The following is a 17,544-nucleotide window of genomic DNA, read 5'->3' as shown; positions in this document are numbered from 1 at the left end:
TCGCGGTGCGCGGGAAGGGTTCAAGGCCAAGATGACGAGTGACGAGAAGGTGCTCGACTACCTCAAGCGCCTGACCACCGACCTGCGCAGGACCAGGCAGCGGCTGCGCGAGGTGGAGGCGGAGTCCCGCGAGCCGGTGGCCATCGTGGGCATGGCCTGCCGCTACCCCGGGGACGTCGCGTCCCCCGAGGACCTGTGGCGGCTCGTGACGGAAGGGCGGGACGCGATCTCGCCGTTCCCCACCGACCGCGGATGGGACCCGGAACTGTACGATCCGGACCCCGCGCGCCACGGCAGGACCTACGTCCGGGAGGGCGGTTTCCTGCGTGACGCGGACCGGTTCGACGCGGCGTTCTTCGGGATGAGCGCGCGCGAGGCGGCGGCCACCGATCCGCAGCAGCGGCTGCTGCTCGAAACGGCGTGGGAGTGCTTCGAACGGGCCGGGCTCGACCCGGCCGGGCTGCGCGGCAGCGCGACCGGGGTGTTCGCGGGCGTCATCTACCAGGACTACGCGTCCCGGTTGCGGCGGGTGCCGCCGGAGTACGAGGGCTACGTGGGCAACGGCAGCACCGGCAGTGTCGCCTCCGGCCGTGTCGCGTACACGCTCGGCCTTGAGGGGCCCGCCCTGACGGTGGACACGGCGTGCTCGTCGTCGCTGGTGGCGCTGCACCTGGCGTGCCAGTCGCTGCGCAGGGGCGAGTGCGCGATGGCGCTGGCCGGCGGGGTGACGCTGATGGCGTCCCCGATGGCGCTGATCGAGTTCAGCAGGCAGCGCGGTCTCGCGGCCGACGCGCGGTGCAAGGCGTTCGCCGGGCGTGCCGACGGCACCAGCCTCGGTGAGGGCGTCGGCCTGCTGCTGCTGGAACGGCTGTCGGACGCGCGGCGGAACGGGCATCGTGTGCTCGCCGTGATCCGCGGTTCCGCCGTGAACCAGGACGGCGCGAGCAGCGGCCTGACCGCGCCGAGCGGTCCGGCGCAGCAGCGCGTGATCAGGCAGGCGCTGGCGGACGCGGGGCTGCCGGCCGCGGCCGTGGACGCGGTGGAGGCGCACGGCACGGGCACGACGCTCGGCGACCCGATCGAGGCCCAGGCGCTGCTCGCCACCTACGGGCAGGACCGGGAGCGCCCGGTGTGGCTCGGTTCCGTGAAGTCGAATATCGGGCACGCCCAGGCGGCGGCCGGTGTCGCGGGCGTGATCAAGATGGTGATGGCGATGCGCCGGGGCGCCCTGCCCCCGACGCTGCACGTCGACCGGCCCACGCCGGTGGTGGACTGGTCGGCGGGCGCGGTGCGGCTCCTCACCAGCGCCCGGGAGTGGCCGCGGGAGGACGGGGAGCCGCGCCGCGCGGGAGTGTCCTCGTTCGGTGTGAGCGGCACCAACGCGCACCTCGTCCTTGAGGAGGCGCCCGCCGAGGCGCCCGAGGCCCCGGCGGAGGACGCGCCCGCAGGGCGGGGCGAAGGCGCGGTGCCCTGGGTGCTGTCCGCGCGCGGCGGCGCCGCGCTGCGCGCGCAGGCCGGGCGCCTCGCCGCCCACGCGGAGGGGCACCCCGAGCTTTCCGCGGCGCGGATCGGCGCGGCGCTGGCCCGCACCCGCGCGGTGTTCGAGCACCGGGCCGTCGTGGTGGGCGCGGACCGGGCGGACCTCGTGCGCGCCACGGCGGCGCTCGCCGACGGCGGTCCTGCGCCCGGCGTGACGTCGGGGGTGGCGGGGGAGCCGGGGAAGGTCGTGTTCGTGTTCCCCGGGGACGGCGCGGAAGCGGGCGGCGTGCGGCCCGCCGCGGTGGCCGAACTGATGGCGGGCGCGCCCGTGTTCGCGCGCCGCATGGCCGAGTGCGCCGACGCGCTCGCGCCGCTGGCGGACTGGTCGCTGACCAGGGCGCTGCGCGGCGAGGACGAGGCGCGCGACGCGGGCCCGCTGCGCTGGGCGGTGCTGGTCTCGCTCGCGGAGCTGTGGCGCGCGCACGGCGTGGCCCCGGCGGCCGTGGCCGGCGGCGCGGCGGACCGGCTCGCCGCCGCGTGCGCGGCCGGCGCGTTACCGCTGGACGCGGCGGCCCGCGCGGTGGTGGCGGGCGGGCCCGTGCCGGAGCCGAACGGCGCCTCCGGGGTGCCGTTCCACGTGCTCGGTGCCGACCCTTCGGCGGTGCTCGGGGCGCTCGCGGCGGGCGGGCACACGGTGTTCGTCGGCGTCGGGGCGGCCTCGCCGCCGGAGCCGGGCCCGGCGGGCGGTGGCCCCGGCACGGCCCGGGTCGCCGTCGGCTGCCCTGCGGCCGGTGACGGCCGCGGGTCCGGCGGTGCCGCCCGCCGGTTCCTGACCGCACTCGCCCGGCTGCACGTCGCCGGAGTGCGGGTCGACTGGTCGGCGGCGTTCCCCGGAGCCGCGGCGGCGGGGCCCGCGGGCGAGGCGGACCTGCCGACCTACGCGTTCCAGCGGGAACGCCACTGGCTGGAGGACGCGCCCGCCGCGGCGGACCTCGCGTCGGCAGGTCTCGCACCCGCGGACCACCCCCTGCTCGACGCCGCCGTCGAACTCCCCGAATCCGGCGGCGTGTTGTTCACCGGCCTGCTCTCGACCCGCGCGCACCCCTGGCTGGCCGACCACGCCGTGCGCGGCGAGGTGCTGCTGCCGGGGGCCGCGTTCGCCGACCTGGCGCTGTGGGCCGCGCGGCGCTGCGGGGGCGGGCACGTCGAGGAACTGGCCCTGCACGCCCCGCTGGTCGTCCCCGCCTCCGGCGGGGTGCGGCTGCACCTGGCGGTCGGCGCGCCGGACACCGCGGGGCGCCGTGCGCTCAGCCTGCACGCCCGGCCCGACGGCGGGGACGCCGCCTGGACGCGGCACGCCGCCGGCACACTCGCGGGCGGGGCGGCCGAGGTGCCGGGCGACCTGCTGGCGTGGCCGCCGCGGGACGCAGAGCCGGTGGGCATCGCGGACGCCTACCGGGACGCGGCGGCGCGCGGCTACGCCTACGGTCCCGCGTTCCAGGGGCTGCGCGCGGTGTGGCGGCGCGGCGACGAGATCTTCGCCGAGGTGGCCCTGCCCCGCGAACAGGCCGCGGACGCGCGCCGGTTCACCGTGCACCCCGCGCTTCTCGACGCGGCCCTCCAGGCGTGGTCCTTCGGGGTGCCGGACGGTGACCGCGGCACGCGGCTGCCGTTCGCCTGGCGCGGCATCGGCGCGCGTGGCGGCGGCGCCTCCGCGCTGCGGGTGCGGATCGCGCCGCGCGGCCCCGACGAGGTCGCGCTCGACATCGCCGACGCGGCGGGGGCGCCGCTGGGGTCCGTGGCCGGACTCGTCCTGCGCCCGGTGCGGGAGCCGCGCGCGGACGCCGAAGGGCCGGGGCGGCCCGATGGCGCGCTGCTGCGTCTCGACTGGCGCCCGGCCCAGAAGCCGGCAGGGCCCGTGCCGACCGGGCGGGTCGCGCTGCTCGGGGACGTGCCGGCCGGCTGGCCCTTCGGGCCGGTGCCGTCCCGCGTCCGCGACCTCGCCGCCCTGGCCGCCGAGCCGCCGCGCGTGGCGCTCGTTCCGGTGCCGCCGCCGGCCGGGGAACCGCCGTCCGCCGTGCGCGCGGCCACGGCCCGGACGTTGCGGCTGCTGCGGGACTGGCTGGCCGACGCGCGCCTCGCCGGCACCCGTCTTGTGCTGGTGACGCGCGGCGCCGTGGCCGCGCGCCCGGCGGAGGCCCCACGGGACCTCGCGGGCGCGGCCGTGTGGGGCCTGGTGCGGGCCGCCCAGGCCGAGCACCCGGGGCGCTTCGCCCTGCTCGACCTCGATCCGGACGACCCGGGACCCGACGCCGCGACGCCGCGGGACGGCGCCCCGGGGGCCGAGGCCGCGCTCGCCCACGACGAGCCCCAACTGGCCGTCCGGGGCGGTGCGGTGGTGATCCCCCGCCTGGCGGACGTGCCGCTGCCCGGCGGCGGGCAGGCGCCGCCGCCCCAGGACGGCACCGTGCTGATCACGGGGGGCACCGGAACGCTCGGCGGCCTCGTCGCCCGCCACCTGGCGGCCCGCGGCGCGCGGCACCTGCTGCTGACCAGCAGGGCCGGCGAGCGCGCCCCCGGCGCCGCGGGGCTGGTGGCCGATCTCGAACGGCTCGGGGCCGACGTGCGGGTGGCCGCGTGCGACGCGGCGGACGCCGACGCGCTGCGGCGGCTCCTGGCCGAACTGCCCGCCGACCGGCCCCTGCGGTGGGTGGTGCACGCGGCGGGCGTGACCGACGACGGCGTCGTGGAGTCGCTGACCGAGGAACGCCTCGCACCGGTGCTGCGGGCCAAGGCCGAAGCGGCCTGGCACCTGCACGACCTCACGCGCCACCTGGAGCCGGCGGCGTTCGTGATGTTCTCGTCGGCCGCCGGCACGCTCGGGTCGCCGGGACAGGCCAACTACGCGGCGGCCAACGCGTTCCTCGACGCGCTCGCGCACCACCGCCGCGCGCTCGGCCTGCCCGCGGTGTCCATCGGCTGGGGACTGTGGGAGGCGCGCAGCGCGCTGACCGGGAACCTGGGCGCCGCCGACCTGGCCAGGCTCGGGCGCACCGGCGTGCTGCCGCTGCCGACCCGGGACGCGCTCGCGCTGCTGGACGCCGCGCTCGCGCCGACCGAGCCGGCCGTCCTCGCGCTGCGGCTCGACACCGAGGCGCTGCGTGCCGCGCCGGACCCGGCGCGGGTGCCCGCGCCGCTGCGGCACCTGGCCGCCGCCGGGCCCGCTGCCGCCGCCGCGCCGGGCGCGCCCGCCGCTTCGGAGGGCGGGCCGGGCGGGGCCGGGGCCGACGAGCCGCTGGCGCGGCGGCTGGCAGGGCTGGCCGACGCGGAACGCGAACGCGTCGTGCTCGACCTGGTCCGCGCCCACGCGGCGGCCGTGCTCGGCGAGACGACGCCCGAGGACATCGACCCGGCCCGCGGCTTCATGGACCTCGGCTTCGACTCGCTGACCGATCTGGAACTGCGCGACCGGCTCGAAGGCGCCACGGGCCTGCGGCTCCCGGCGACCCTGGCGCTCGACCACCCCAACGCGGCGCTGCTGGCCGGCCACCTCGTCGGCGAACTGCGGGCCGCCGCGGCCGACGCCCCCGTCGCCCCGGCGCTCGCCGCCCTCGACCGGCTCGAAGGGGACCTCGCGCCGTTCGCCGGGGACGACGACGCGAGGACCGCCATCGCGCTGCGCCTGAAGGACCTCCTGTCGCGGTGGGGGGCGCAGGACCCGCAGGGGCCCGCGCACGACCTGGCCGCGGCGAGCGACGACGAACTGTTCGAAGTGCTCGAAGGACTGCGCGCGTCGGACAGCGGAGCCCCGATGAACCTCCCCACGTCTTAGGAGCTGGCTCAGGTGGCAAACGAAGAGAAGCTGCGCGAGCACCTCCGGTGGGCGACCGCGGAACTGACCGCCGCGCGCCGCCGCGTGCGCGAGCTTGAGGAGGCAGACCGCGAACCCGTCGCCGTCATCGGCATGGCCTGCCGCCTGCCGGGCGGCGTGACCACCCCTGACGCGCTGTGGCGGCTGGTGGACGAGGGGCACGACGCCATCGGTGAGCCGCCCGCCGACCGCGGCTGGCCCGCGGACTTCCACGACCCGGACGGGCAGCGGCCCGGCACCTCCTACGTGCGAGTCGGCGGCTTCGTCGACGGCGCCGACCGGTTCGACCCGGCCTTCTTCGACATCAGCCCCCGCGAGGCGCTGGCCATGGACCCGCAGCAGCGGCTGCTGCTCGAAGCCGCCTGGGAGACGCTGGAACGCGCCGGGATCGACCCGCTGTCCGTGCGCGGTGAACGCGTCGGGGTGTTCGCCGGGCTCATGTACCACGAGTACGCCGCCCGCCTGCGCGCGGCGCCCGAGCCCGTCGCCGCGTTCCTCGGCGCGGGCAACGCCGGAAGCGTCGCCTCGGGGCGCATCGCCTACGCGCTCGGCCTTGAGGGCCCGGCCGTCACCGTGGACACGGCGTGCTCGTCCTCGCTCGTCGCCGTGCACCTCGCGGCGCGCGCGCTGCGCCGGGGCGAGTGCGCCATGGCGCTGGCCGGGGGCGTGACCGTCATGGTCACGCCCAGCGGCATGATCGAGTTCAGCCGGCAGCGCGGCCTCGCGCCCGACGGGCGGTGCAAGTCCTTCGCGGCCGGGGCCGACGGCACCGCGTGGGGCGAGGGCGTCGGCATGCTGCTGCTCGAACGCCTCTCCGACGCGCGCCGCAACGGGCACCCGGTGCTCGCCCTCGTCCGCGGCTCCGCCGTCAACTCCGACGGCGCGAGCAGCCAGTTGTCCGCGCCCAACGGCCCCGCGCAGCAGCGGGTCATCCGGCAGGCGCTCGACGACGCGGGCCTCACCCCCGACCTGGTCGACGCGGTCGAGGCGCACGGCACCGGGACGCGCCTCGGCGACCCGATCGAGGCCCAGGCGCTGCTCGCCACCTACGGCCGCGACCGGCCGGAGCAGCGCCCGCTGCGGCTCGGTTCCGTCAAGTCGAACATCGGGCACACGCAGGCCGCCGCCGGTGTGGCCGGGGTGATCAAGATGGTGCTGGCGATGCGGCACGGGGTGCTGCCGCGCACGCTGCACGTGGACGAGCCGAGCCCGCACGTCGACTGGTCCTCCGGCGCCGTCGAGCTGCTGACGAGCGCCGCCGACTGGCCGGAGACGGGCCGCCCGCGCCGCGCGGCCGTGTCCTCCTTCGGCGTCAGCGGCACGAACGCGCACGTCATCCTCGAACAGGCGCCGGAGCCCGGCGCCGCCCCCGCGGACGGCCCGGCCGACGCGCCCGTGACCGTGCCGTGGGCGGTGTCGGGGCGGACCGCGGACGCCGTCGGGGAGCAGGTGCGGCGGCTGCGCGACGCGGTGCGCGCGAACCCGGACTGGCGCCCTGCGGACGTCGGCTGGTCCCTGGCCTCCGGGCGGTCGCCGTTCGAGCACCGCGTCGTCGCCGTCGGCGACGACCGGGAGGAACTGCTGCGCGGACTCGACGCGCCGGCCGTGGAGAGCCGGCCCCGCGACGCGGTGTTCGTCTTCCCCGGGCAGGGCTCGCAGTGGCCCGGCATGGCCGTGGAACTGCTGGAGACCAGCGAGGTGTTCCGCGCCCGCGTCGCGGACTGCGCGGACGCGCTCGCGCCGTTCACCGACTGGTCGCTGACCGAGGTGCTGCGCGGCGGGGACGGACTCGAACGCGTCGACGTGGTGCAGCCCGCCCTGTTCGCCGTGATGGTGTCGCTCGCCGCGCTGTGGCGCTCCCTCGGCGTCGAACCGTCCGCCGTCGTCGGCCACTCGCAGGGCGAGATCGCCGCCGCCTGCGTCGCCGGCGCCCTGTCCCTCGACGACGCGGCCCGCGTCGTCGCACTCCGCTCGCGCGCCCTGCGGAGCATCGCGGGTCTTGGCGGCATGGCCTCCGTGCCGCTGTCCCGCGAGGAGACCGAGGCCCGCCTGAGCCGCTGGGGCGCCCGGCTCTCGGTGGCCGCGCTCAACGGCGCGCGCGCCACCGTGGTCTCGGGCGACGCCGACGCCGTCGACGAACTCGTCGCCGCCGGCCTCGGCGCCCGGCGCGTCCCGGTGGACTACGCCTCCCACTCCCCGCACGTCGAACGCCTCGAAGCGCAGATCCTGGGCGACCTGGCGGACCTCTCGCCGCGGGCCGGCACCGTGCCGTTCCACTCCACGGTCACCGGCGGCCTGCTGGACACCACGGGCCTCGACGCCGGCTACTGGTTCCGCAACCTGCGCCGCCCGGTCCGCTTCGACAGCGTCGTGCGGGACCTGGGCGACCGCGTGTTCGTCGAGTGCAGCCCGCACCCGGTGCTCGTCGTCGGCATCGACGACGCGCCGGCCGTCGGCTCCCTGCGCCGCGACGAGGGCGGCATGCGGCGTTTCCTGACCTCTGTGGGCGAGGCGTGGGCCGGCGGCGTGTCCGTGGACTGGCGGCGCGCCACCGCCGGCGGCCGTCACGTCGACCTGCCCACCTACGCGTTCCAGCGGCGCAGGTTCTGGCTCGACGACGCCGGCGGCGCGGGCGACGCGGAAGCCCTCGGGCTGCGGCCGGCCGCGCACCCCCTGCTGCGCGCGGCCGTGCCGCTGGCCGGGGACGGCGAACTGCTCCTCACCGGCCGGCTGTCGCTGCGCGACCAGCCCTGGCTCGCCGACCACCGCGTCCTCGGCGCGCTGCCCCTCCCGGGCGCCGCCCTGCTCGAAGCCGCCGTGCACGCGGGCGACCACGCCGGCTGCGACCTCGTGGAGGAACTGACGCTCGGCGCCCCGCTCGTCGTGCCCGAGGACGGCGGCGTCCACCTCCAGGCGTCGATCGGCGCCCCCGACGAGCACGGCCGCCGCGCGCTTGCCCTCCACTCGCGCCCCGACGACGCGGCCGACGCGCCGTGGACGCGCAACGCCACCGGCGTGCTGGCCGTCGCGGCCCGCCGCCCCGGCGGCGCGCCGCAGGCGCGGGCGGCGTGGCGCCCCGCGGCCTGGCCGCCGCCGGAGGCCGAACCCGTGCCGGTCGACGGGCTGTACGAACGGCTCGCGGCGGAAGGGCTCGACTACGGGCCGCGGTTCAAGGGGCTGCGCGCGATGTGGCGGCTGGGCGAGGACACCTACGCCGAGGTGTCGCTGCCGCCGGGGCCCGACGAGGGCCCCGACCCCTTCGCGCTGCACCCGGCCCTGCTCGACGCCGCCCTGCACGCGGCGGCTCCGACCGGGTCAGGACGGGTGACGCTGCCGTTCAGCTGGTCCGACGTCGCCCTGCACGCCACCGGCGCGACGGTGCTGCGGGTGCGCCTGCGCCCGGCCGGGCCTGACGCGGTGGCGCTCGACCTGGCCGACGAGGCCGGCGCACCCGTCGCCACCGTCGGCTCGCTGACGGGCAGGCCGGTGACACGGGACCGGCTCACCGCGGCCGGCGGGCCGCTGCTGCACGTCGACTGGGTCCCCGCCGCCCTGCCGCGCGAGGCCGCGCCCGGCGGCCGGTGGGAGGTCGACGGCGGAACGGACGACACGGGTCCCGCGCGGGGCACGGACCCCGGCGGCCTCGCGGATCTCACCGGACTCCTCGGGCCGGACGGCCCGCAGCCCACGGGGAACGCCGGGGAGACGGGGAACGCCGCAGCCGCCACAGACGAGGTGCCCGACGTGCTGTTCCGGCTGTTCCCGCCGGCGCCCGCAGGGCCGACCGGCGCGGACGGCGGGGCACCGCAGACCCCGGACGGCACGGCGCACGCGGCCACCCACCGGGCCCTGGCCGCGGTGCGCGCGTGGCTCGCCGACGAACGCCACGCCGACTCCCGCCTCGTCCTGGTCACCCGGGGCGCCGTCGCCGCCGCCCCGGGCGAGTCACCGAAGGACCCGGCGCACGCCGCCGTGTGGGGCCTGGCCCGCTCCGCGCAGACCGAGAACCCCGGCCGCGTCACGCTCCTCGACCTCGACCCCGCCCCCGGGAGCCCGCCCGTGCCGCGCGAGACGCTGGCCCGCGCCCTGGCCGCCGAGGAACCGCAACTCGCCCTGCGCGGCGGCGACATCCTGGTGCCGAGGCTGGCCAGGAGCGGGCCCGCGCTCCAGCCGCCGGCCGGCGAGGGGCCGTGGCGGCTCGACGTCACCCGCAAGGGCACCCTGGAGAACGTCGCGCTGCTGCCGCACCCCGACGCCGCCGGGCCGCTGGCGCCCGGGCAGGTGCGGATCGCGGTACGGGCCGCGGGCGTCAACTTCCGCGACGTGCTGCTCGCCCTCGGCATGGTCGACCAGGACGTCATGGGCGGCGAGGTCGGGGGCGTCGTCGTCGAGACCGGCCCGGGCGTCACCGGCTTCGCGCCCGGGGACCGCGTCATGGGCATGGTGCCCGCGTCGTTCGGGCCCCTGGCCGTCGCCGACCACCGGATGATCACCGCGCTGCCCGGCCCCTGGTCGTTCACCGACGGCGCGACCGTCCCCATCGCCTACCTCACCGCCTACCGCGGCCTGATCGACCTGGCCGGGCTGCGCCCCGGCGAGACCGTCCTGATCCACGCGGCGACCGGCGGCGTCGGCATGGCCGCCGTGGCGCTCGCCCGCCACCTCGGCGCCGAGGTGTACGCGACGGCGAGCCCCGCCAAGTGGGGCACGCTGCGGGCCATGGGCCTGCCGGACGACCGCGTCGCGACCTCCCGCGACCTCGCGTTCGAGGAACGGCTGCGCGCCGCGACCGGCGGCCGGGGCTTCGACGTCGTCCTCAACTCCCTCGCCCAGGAGTACGTCGACGCGTCGCTGCGGCTGCTCGCGCCGGGCGGCCGGTTCATCGAGATGGGCAAGACGGACATCAGGGACGCCGGGGAGGTCGAGGCGGCACATCCGGGCACCACCTACCGGGCGTTCGACCTCATCGACGCGGGCCCGGAACGCATCGGGCGGATGCTGGCCCACCTGGCGGACCTGTTCGCGCGCGGCACCCTCGGCCCGCTGCCCGCCTCGACGTGGGACGTGCGGGCCGCGCCCGAGGCGCTGCGGCACATGGGCCAGGCCCGGCACGTCGGCAAGGTCGTGCTGACCCCGCCGGGCAGGACCGACCCCGAGGGGACCGTCCTGATCACCGGCGGCACCGGCGTCCTCGGCACCCTGGTCGCGCGGCACCTGGTCACCGCGCACGGCGTGCGGCACCTGCTGCTCCTCGGCCGCCGCGGGCCGGACGCGCCGGGCGCGGCCGGACTCGTCGACGAACTCGCCGCGCACGGCGCCCGGGTGACGGTCGCGGCCTGCGACGCGGCCGACCGCGACGCGCTCGCGAAGGTGCTCGCCGAGGTGCCGGACGCCCACCCGCTGACCGGCGTCGTCCACGCGGCGGGCGTGCTCGACGACGGCGTCGTCACCTCCCTGACCCCGCGCCAGGTCGACGCGGTGCTGCGGCCCAAGATCCGCGCCGCGTGGCACCTGCACGAGCTGACGCGGGAGGCCGACCTCGGCATGTTCGTGCTGTTCTCCTCCGCTACGGCCACCCTGGGCGGCGCGGGACAGGCCAACTACGCGGCGGCGAACGCGTTCCTCGACGCCCTCGCCGCCCACCGGCGCGCCCGGGGCCTGCCCGGGCTCTCCATCGGCTGGGGCCTGTGGGAACGGGCCAGCGCCATGACCGGGCACCTGGAGGAGGCCGACCTGACGCGCATGCGCAGGTCCGGCCTGACGCCGCTGTCCGACGCGGACGGCCTCGCGCTGTTCACCGCGGCACTGGACGCGCCGCGCCCGCACCTCGTGGCCACCGGGCTCGACGCGGACCGGCCGACCGGGCCCGTTCCGCCGCTGCTGCGCGGCCTCGCCGGCGTCCCCGCGCGCCGCGCCGCGGCCGGGCCGGGCGCGGGCGGCGGCGAACGCCCCCTGGCCGCGCGCCTGTCGGCCCTCCCCGCCGCGGAACGCGACGCGCTGCTGCTCGACCTCGTGCGCGAGCACGCGGCCACGGTCCTCGGGCACGCCGAGCCGGACGGCATCCGCGGCGGCCAGGCGTTCCGCGCGCTCGGCTTCGACTCGCTGACCGCCGTCGAACTGCGCAACCGCCTGAACACCGCGACCGGGCTGCGCCTGCCGGCCACCGTGATCTTCGACCACCCCACACCGTCCGCGCTCGCCGCGCACCTCGGCACCCGGCTCGCCCCCGCGCCGGCCGCGCCCGCGCGGCCGGACGGCGCGGCGGACGGGGGCGGCACCGACGAGGAGCGGCGGGTCAGGGCGGCCCTGGCCGCCATCCCCCTCACCGCACTGCGCCGGGCGGGGCTGGTCGACACGCTGCTCCGCCTCGCCACCGGCACCGGCGGGGACCCGGCCGGCGGGCCCGGCGGCCCGGCGGCGGAAGCGGAGGAAGGCGACATCGACGCGATGGACGCCGAGGACCTGATCGGCCTGGCCCTCAACACCACGGACCTCTGAACGCGCAAGGGAGGGCGGAGACGACGATGGCGGCATCCAACGAACAACTCCTCGACGCGCTGCGGGCGTCGCTGAAGGAGACCAAGCGGCTCAAGCAGGCCAACCGGGAACTCGCCGACGCGTGGCACGAACCCGTCGCCGTCGTCGCGATGGCCTGCCGCTTCCCCGGCGGGGTGCGGTCCCCCGAGGACCTGTGGCGGCTGCTCGCCGCGGACGGCGACGCGGTCACCCCGTTCCCCGACGACCGCGGCTGGGACCTCGACGCGCTGTACGATCCGGACCCCGACCGGCCGGGCACCAGCTACGTGCGGCACGGCGCGTTCCTCGACGGCGCCGACCGGTTCGACGCCGACTTCTTCGGCATCAGCCCGCGCGAGGCCCTCGCGATGGACCCGCAGCAGCGACTGCTGCTTGAGACGACCTGGGAGACGTTCGAACGGGCCGGTATCGACCCGGAGTCGGCGCGCGGCAGCCGCACCGGCGTGTTCGTCGGCGCCGCGCCCCTCGGCTACGCGGGCGCCGACCAGCAGTCCGAGGGCGCCGAGGGCTACCTGCTGACCGGGACCACGGTCAGCGTCGCCTCCGGGCGCCTCGCCTACACGTTCGGCCTCGAAGGCCCGGCCGTCACCGTGGACACGGCCTGCTCCTCCTCCCTGGTCGCCCTGCACCTCGCCGCGCAGGCGTTGCGCCGAGGCGAGTGCGCCATGGCCCTGGCCGGAGGGGCCGCCGTGATGGCGGCGCCGCACATGTTCGTCGAGTTCAGCAGGCAGCGGGGCCTCGCGCCCGACGGGCGGTGCAAGGCGTTCGCCGCCGGGGCCGACGGCACCGCGTGGGGCGAGGGCGTCGGCATGCTGCTGCTCGAACGCCTCTCCGACGCGCGCCGCAACGGGCACCCGGTGCTCGCCGTCGTCCGCGGCTCGGCCGTCAACCAGGACGGCGCGTCCAACGGACTCACCGCCCCCAGCGGCCCGGCCCAGCAGCGCGTCATCACCGACGCCCTCGCCGACGCCCGCCTCGCCCCGGCCGACGTGGACGCCGTCGAGGCGCACGGCACGGGCACCTCGCTCGGCGACCCGATCGAGGCGCAGGCGCTGCTGGCCACCTACGGGCGGGAACGGCCGGAGGGGCGCCCGCTGTGGCTCGGTTCCGTCAAGTCGAACATCGGGCACACCCAGCTCGCCGCGGGCGCCGCCGGGGTGATCAAGATGGTGCTGGCGATGCGGCACGGGGTGCTGCCGCGCACGCTGCACGTGGACGAGCCGAGCCCGCACGTCGACTGGTCCTCCGGCGCCGTGCGGCTGCTGACGAGCGCCACGGACTGGCCCGGGACCCAACGGCCGCGGCGCGGCGCCGTGTCCTCGTTCGGCATCAGCGGCACCAACGCGCACGTCATCCTCGAACACCCGGGCCCCGAGCAGGACATGGGTCCCGCGACGGGCGCGGACCCGGGCACCGGCGCGGCCGTTCCCGCGCCCGTGCTGCTGTCCGCGCGCTCCGGTGACGCGCTCCCCGCGCAGGCCGCGCGGCTGCGCGACGCCGTCGCCGCACACCCCGCGTGGCAGCCGCGCACCGTCGCCCACGCGACCGCCACCGCGCGCTCCGCGCTCGAACACCGCGCCGCCGTCGTGGCCGCCGACCGCGCCGCGCTCCTCGCCGGACTCGACGCGCTCGCGCACGGCGACGACGCGCCCCACGTGGTGCGCGACCGCGCGCCCGGGCCGGGCAGGACCGCGTTCCTGTTCACCGGGCAGGGCGCCCAGCGGCCCGGCGCCGGGCGTGAACTCCACGCCCGCCAGCCGGCGTTCGCCCGTGCCCTTGACGAGGTCTGCGAGGCGCTGAGCACCCGCACCGGGCAGGCGCTGCGCGACATCATGTTCGCGCCCGAGGGCGATCCGCTCGCCCGCCTCCTCGACGACACCGCCGTCGCCCAGGCGGCGCTGTTCGCGCTGGAGGTGGCGCTGTTCCGGCTCACCGAGTCCTGGGGCCTGCGGCCCGACCTCCTCCTCGGCCACTCCGTGGGGGAAATCGCCGCGGCCCACGTCGCCGGCGTCTTCACCCTCGACGACGCCGCGGCCCTGGTCGCCGCGCGCGGCCGGCTGATGGGCGCCCAGCCGCCCGGCGGCGCGATGGTGTCCCTCCAGGCGGACGAGAGCGAGGTCCGCGCCCTCCTCGACGGCCGCGACCACCTGGCCGCGATCGCCGCCGTCAACGGGCCGAGGACCGTGGTCGTCTCCGGCGACGAGGCCGCCGTCCTCGGCATCGCCGCCCACCTGAACGCCGAGGGGCGCCGCACCAGGCGGCTGCGGGTCTCGCACGCCTTCCACTCCCCGCACATGGACGGCATGCTGGAGCCGTTCCGCGAGGTCGTCGCCGGCCTGGCGCCCCGCGAGCCCGGGCTCACCGTCGTCTCCAACGTCACAGGACTGCCCCTCACCGCCGAGCAGGCCGTGTCCCCCGAGTACTGGGCGCAGCACGTGCGCCGGCCCGTGCGCTTCCTCGACGGGCTGCGCCACCTGGCCGCCCAGAGGACCACCACCTGCCTCGAACTCGGGCCCGCGGGCGTGCTCTCCGCGCTCGCCCACGAAACGTTCACCGCCGACGCGGCCGACGCGGCCGACGCGGCCGACGCGGACCGCGACGGTGCGGCGGGCGGGCGCGGCGACGCGGCCGTCGTCGCCGTCCCGCTGCTGCGCAGGAACCGGCCCGAGCCGGAGACCGTCGCCGCCGCCGTCGCGCGGGCCCACGCCCGCGGCACGGCCGTGGACTGGGCCGCGTTCCACGGCGGGGCCGCCGCACCGCGCGTCGCGCTGCCGACCTACGCGTTCCAGGGGCGGCGGTACTGGCTCGCGCCCGCGCCGCGCGGCGGCGACGCCGCCGCCCTCGGCCTCGACACGGCGCACCACCCGCTGCTCGGCGCCGCCGTGCACCCCGCCGACGGCGACGGGCTCGTGCTCACCGGCCGGCTGTCCACGCGCTCCCACCGCTGGCTCGCCGACCACGTCGTGCTCGGCGCCGTCGTCGTGCCCGGCACCGCCTACCTCGAACTCGCCGCGCACGCCGCCCGCCTGACCGGCTGCGACCTCATCGAGGAACTCACGCAGGAGGCGCCCCTGGTCCTCGCCGCGGGCCGGGCGGCCCGGGTCCAGGTGACCGTCGGCCCCGCGGACGCCACCGGACGGCGTGCCGTCACCCTGCACTCCCGCCCCGACGAGGCGCCCGACGCCCCCTGGACCCGGCACGCCGACGGCGTTCTCGCGCCCGGCGCGCCCCAGCCGGGCCCGACCGGACAGGACGGCGCGGCGGGCCAGGACGGCCAGTGGCCGCCGGCCGGCGCCGTTCCCGCCGACCTCACCGGCTTCTACGCGACGGTGGCCGCGCACGGCTTCGCGTACGGCCCGGCGTTCCGCGGCCTGCGGGCCGTGTGGCGGCGCGGCGACGAGGTGTTCGCCGAGGCGGCGCTGCCCGAGGACCACCGGGCCGGAGCCGGTGCCTACGGCGTGCACCCGGCGCTGCTCGACGCCGTCCTGCACGCCGGACTCGTCGGCCACACCGGCGGTCCCGTGCTGCTGCCCTTCGCCTGGCGCGACGTCGCCGTGCGCGCCGCCGGGCCGTCCGTCCTGCGGGCCCGGCTGGCCCCCGCGGGCCCCGACGCCAGGTCCCTGACCGTGACCGACGGCACCGGCGCGCCCGTCGCGACCGTCGCGGCCCTGCGCGCCCGGCCCGTCACCCCCGCGCAGTTGCGCGCGGCCCGCGCCACCCACCACGACGCCCTGCTCCGGGTGCGGTGGACACCCGCCCCCGGCCCCGAGGGCGCGCCGGCCGGCGCCTACGCCCTCGTCGGCGGCGCCCTCGCGGCCCCGGCAGGCCCCGGGGCGCCGGCCGGGTACCGGGACCTCGCGGACCTCGCCGAGGCCGTGGCCGGCGGCGCCCCCGTGCCGGCCACCGTGTTCCTCACCGACGACGCCCCGCGCGAGGACGTCACGCCGGCGGCGGTGCGCGCCGCACTCGACCGCGCCCTCACCGCGCTGCGCACCTGGCTGGCCGAGAGGCGGTTCGCCGGGAGCAGCCTGGTCCTGGTCACCCGCGGCGCCATTGCCGTCGCCGACGACGAGGACGTGCCCGACCTGACGCGCGCCCCCCTGTGGGGCCTGCTGCGCGCCGCGCAGGCCGAGCACCCCGGCCGGTTCCGCCTGCTCGACACCGACGGCCCCGCGCAGGGCACGGAAGAGGGCGCCGGGGAGAGCGCGCTGACGGCCGCCCTGCCCGCGGTCGCGGCCTCCGACGAGCCCCAACTCGCCCTCCGCGCCGGCCGCCTGCTCGCCCCCCGGCTCACCCGTGCCGACCGTCCTGGGCCGGACGCGGGCGCCGCACCGGCCACCGAGGGCACGGTCCTGATCACCGGTGGGACCGGCGCGCTCGGCGCCGCCGTGGCCCGGCACCTCGCCGCGACGCGACGCGCGCGGCACCTGCTGCTCCTCAGCCGCGGCGGGCCCGGCGCCGAGGGCGCGGACGGGCTGCGGGCCGACCTGGTGGCCGCGGGCGTCCAGGTGACCGTCGAAGCCTGCGACGTCGCGGACCGCGACGCCCTCGCCAAGGCCATCGCCTCGGTGCCCGCGGAACATCCGCTGACCGCCGTCGTGCACGCCGCCGGCACCCTCGACGACGGCGTTCTCGACGCGCTCACGGCGGAGCGCGTCGACGCGGTGCTCCGGCCCAAGGCGGACGCCGCCTGGCACCTGCACGAACTCACCCGCGACCTGGAGCTGACCGCGTTCGTGATGTTCTCCTCCGCGACCGCGACCCTGGGCGGCGCGGGACAGGGCAACTACGCGGCGGCCAACGCGTTCCTCGACGCCCTGGCCCGGCACCGCGGCGCGCTCGGGCTGCCCGGAGTCGCCCTGGCCTGGGGCCCGTGGGCCGGCGGCGGGATGGCCGGCGGCCTCGACGCGCCGACCCACCGGCGCATGCGCCGCGCCGGTGTGGCGCCCCTGGCCCCGGCGGACGCGCTCGCGCTGCTCGACCACGCCTGGTCGGGGCCGGAACGCAACCCGGTGCCGCTGCGGCTCGACCCCGCCGCCGCGCGGCGCGCGCCCGAGGACCCGCCACCGCTGCTGCGCGACCTGGTGACCGCCGGGCCCGGCACCGGCGAGCCCCCCAGGCTCGCGGAACGGCTCGCCGGCCTCCCAGCGGCCGAACGCGAGGCCGCCGCCCTCGACTTCGTGCGCGCCCAGGTCGCCCAGGTGCTCGGCCACGGAGCCGTGGACGGCATCACGCCCGACCGGGCGTTCGACGACCTCGGGTTCGACTCGCTCACCGCGGTCGAGCTGCGCAACCGGCTCAACACGGCCTCGGGGCTGCGCCTGCCCGTCACCCTGATCTTCGACTACCCGACCACGGGTGCGCTGGCCCGGCACGTGCTCGCGGAACTCCCGCTCGACGAGGCGGGAGGCGAGCACACCGCGGCCGGGGCCGTGCTCGCCGAACTCGACCGGCTGGAGGCGGCGTTGACCGGTGTCGCCCCCGACGACCCCGGCCGCGCCGGGGTGGCGGCCCGCCTGCGCGCGCTCGCCGCCCGCTGGGACGACGCCAGGAGCGGCGGCGACGAAGCACGCGCCGGCGGCCTCGAAACGGCCGCCGACGACGAAGTCTTCGACTTCATCGAGAAAGAACTCGGCATCTCCTGAAAGGGCGGGCCG

At 78.4% G+C, this 17,544-nt stretch carries 2 protein-coding genes and 1 pseudogene; all 3 read left to right on the top strand.

Annotated features, from left to right (window positions below; genetic code table 11):
* Nucleotides 1–31: 31 nt before the first annotated feature.
* The 3 genes and pseudogenes from LC193_RS29045 to LC193_RS01165 all read left to right on the top strand — a co-directional run bounded on the left by LC193_RS29045 (nucleotide 32) and on the right by LC193_RS01165 (nucleotide 17,532).
* On the top strand, nucleotides 32–5,311 hold the full coding sequence (locus LC193_RS29045) for a type I polyketide synthase (RefSeq protein ID WP_318842118.1): 5,280 nt from the start codon (nucleotides 32–34) through the stop codon (nucleotides 5,309–5,311).
* 18 nt (nucleotides 5,312–5,329) lie between these two features.
* Nucleotides 5,330–11,848: pseudogene (locus tag LC193_RS01170) on the top strand (SDR family NAD(P)-dependent oxidoreductase); the annotation flags it as partial.
* The gene (locus LC193_RS01165; protein WP_404819505.1) at nucleotides 11,845–17,532 is read left to right on the top strand and encodes a type I polyketide synthase; all 5,688 of its coding nucleotides are present in this window, start codon (nucleotides 11,845–11,847) and stop codon (nucleotides 17,530–17,532) included. The pseudogene LC193_RS01170 and the gene LC193_RS01165, both read left to right, overlap by 4 nt.
* Nucleotides 17,533–17,544 lie beyond the last annotated feature (12 nt).

Source organism: Streptomyces marincola, from assembly GCF_020410765.1.
Classification (GTDB): domain Bacteria; phylum Actinomycetota; class Actinomycetes; order Streptomycetales; family Streptomycetaceae; genus Streptomyces; species Streptomyces marincola.
The sequence above is the reverse complement of the archived record's forward strand: the minus strand, read 5'-3'. Positions and strand labels throughout refer to the sequence as shown.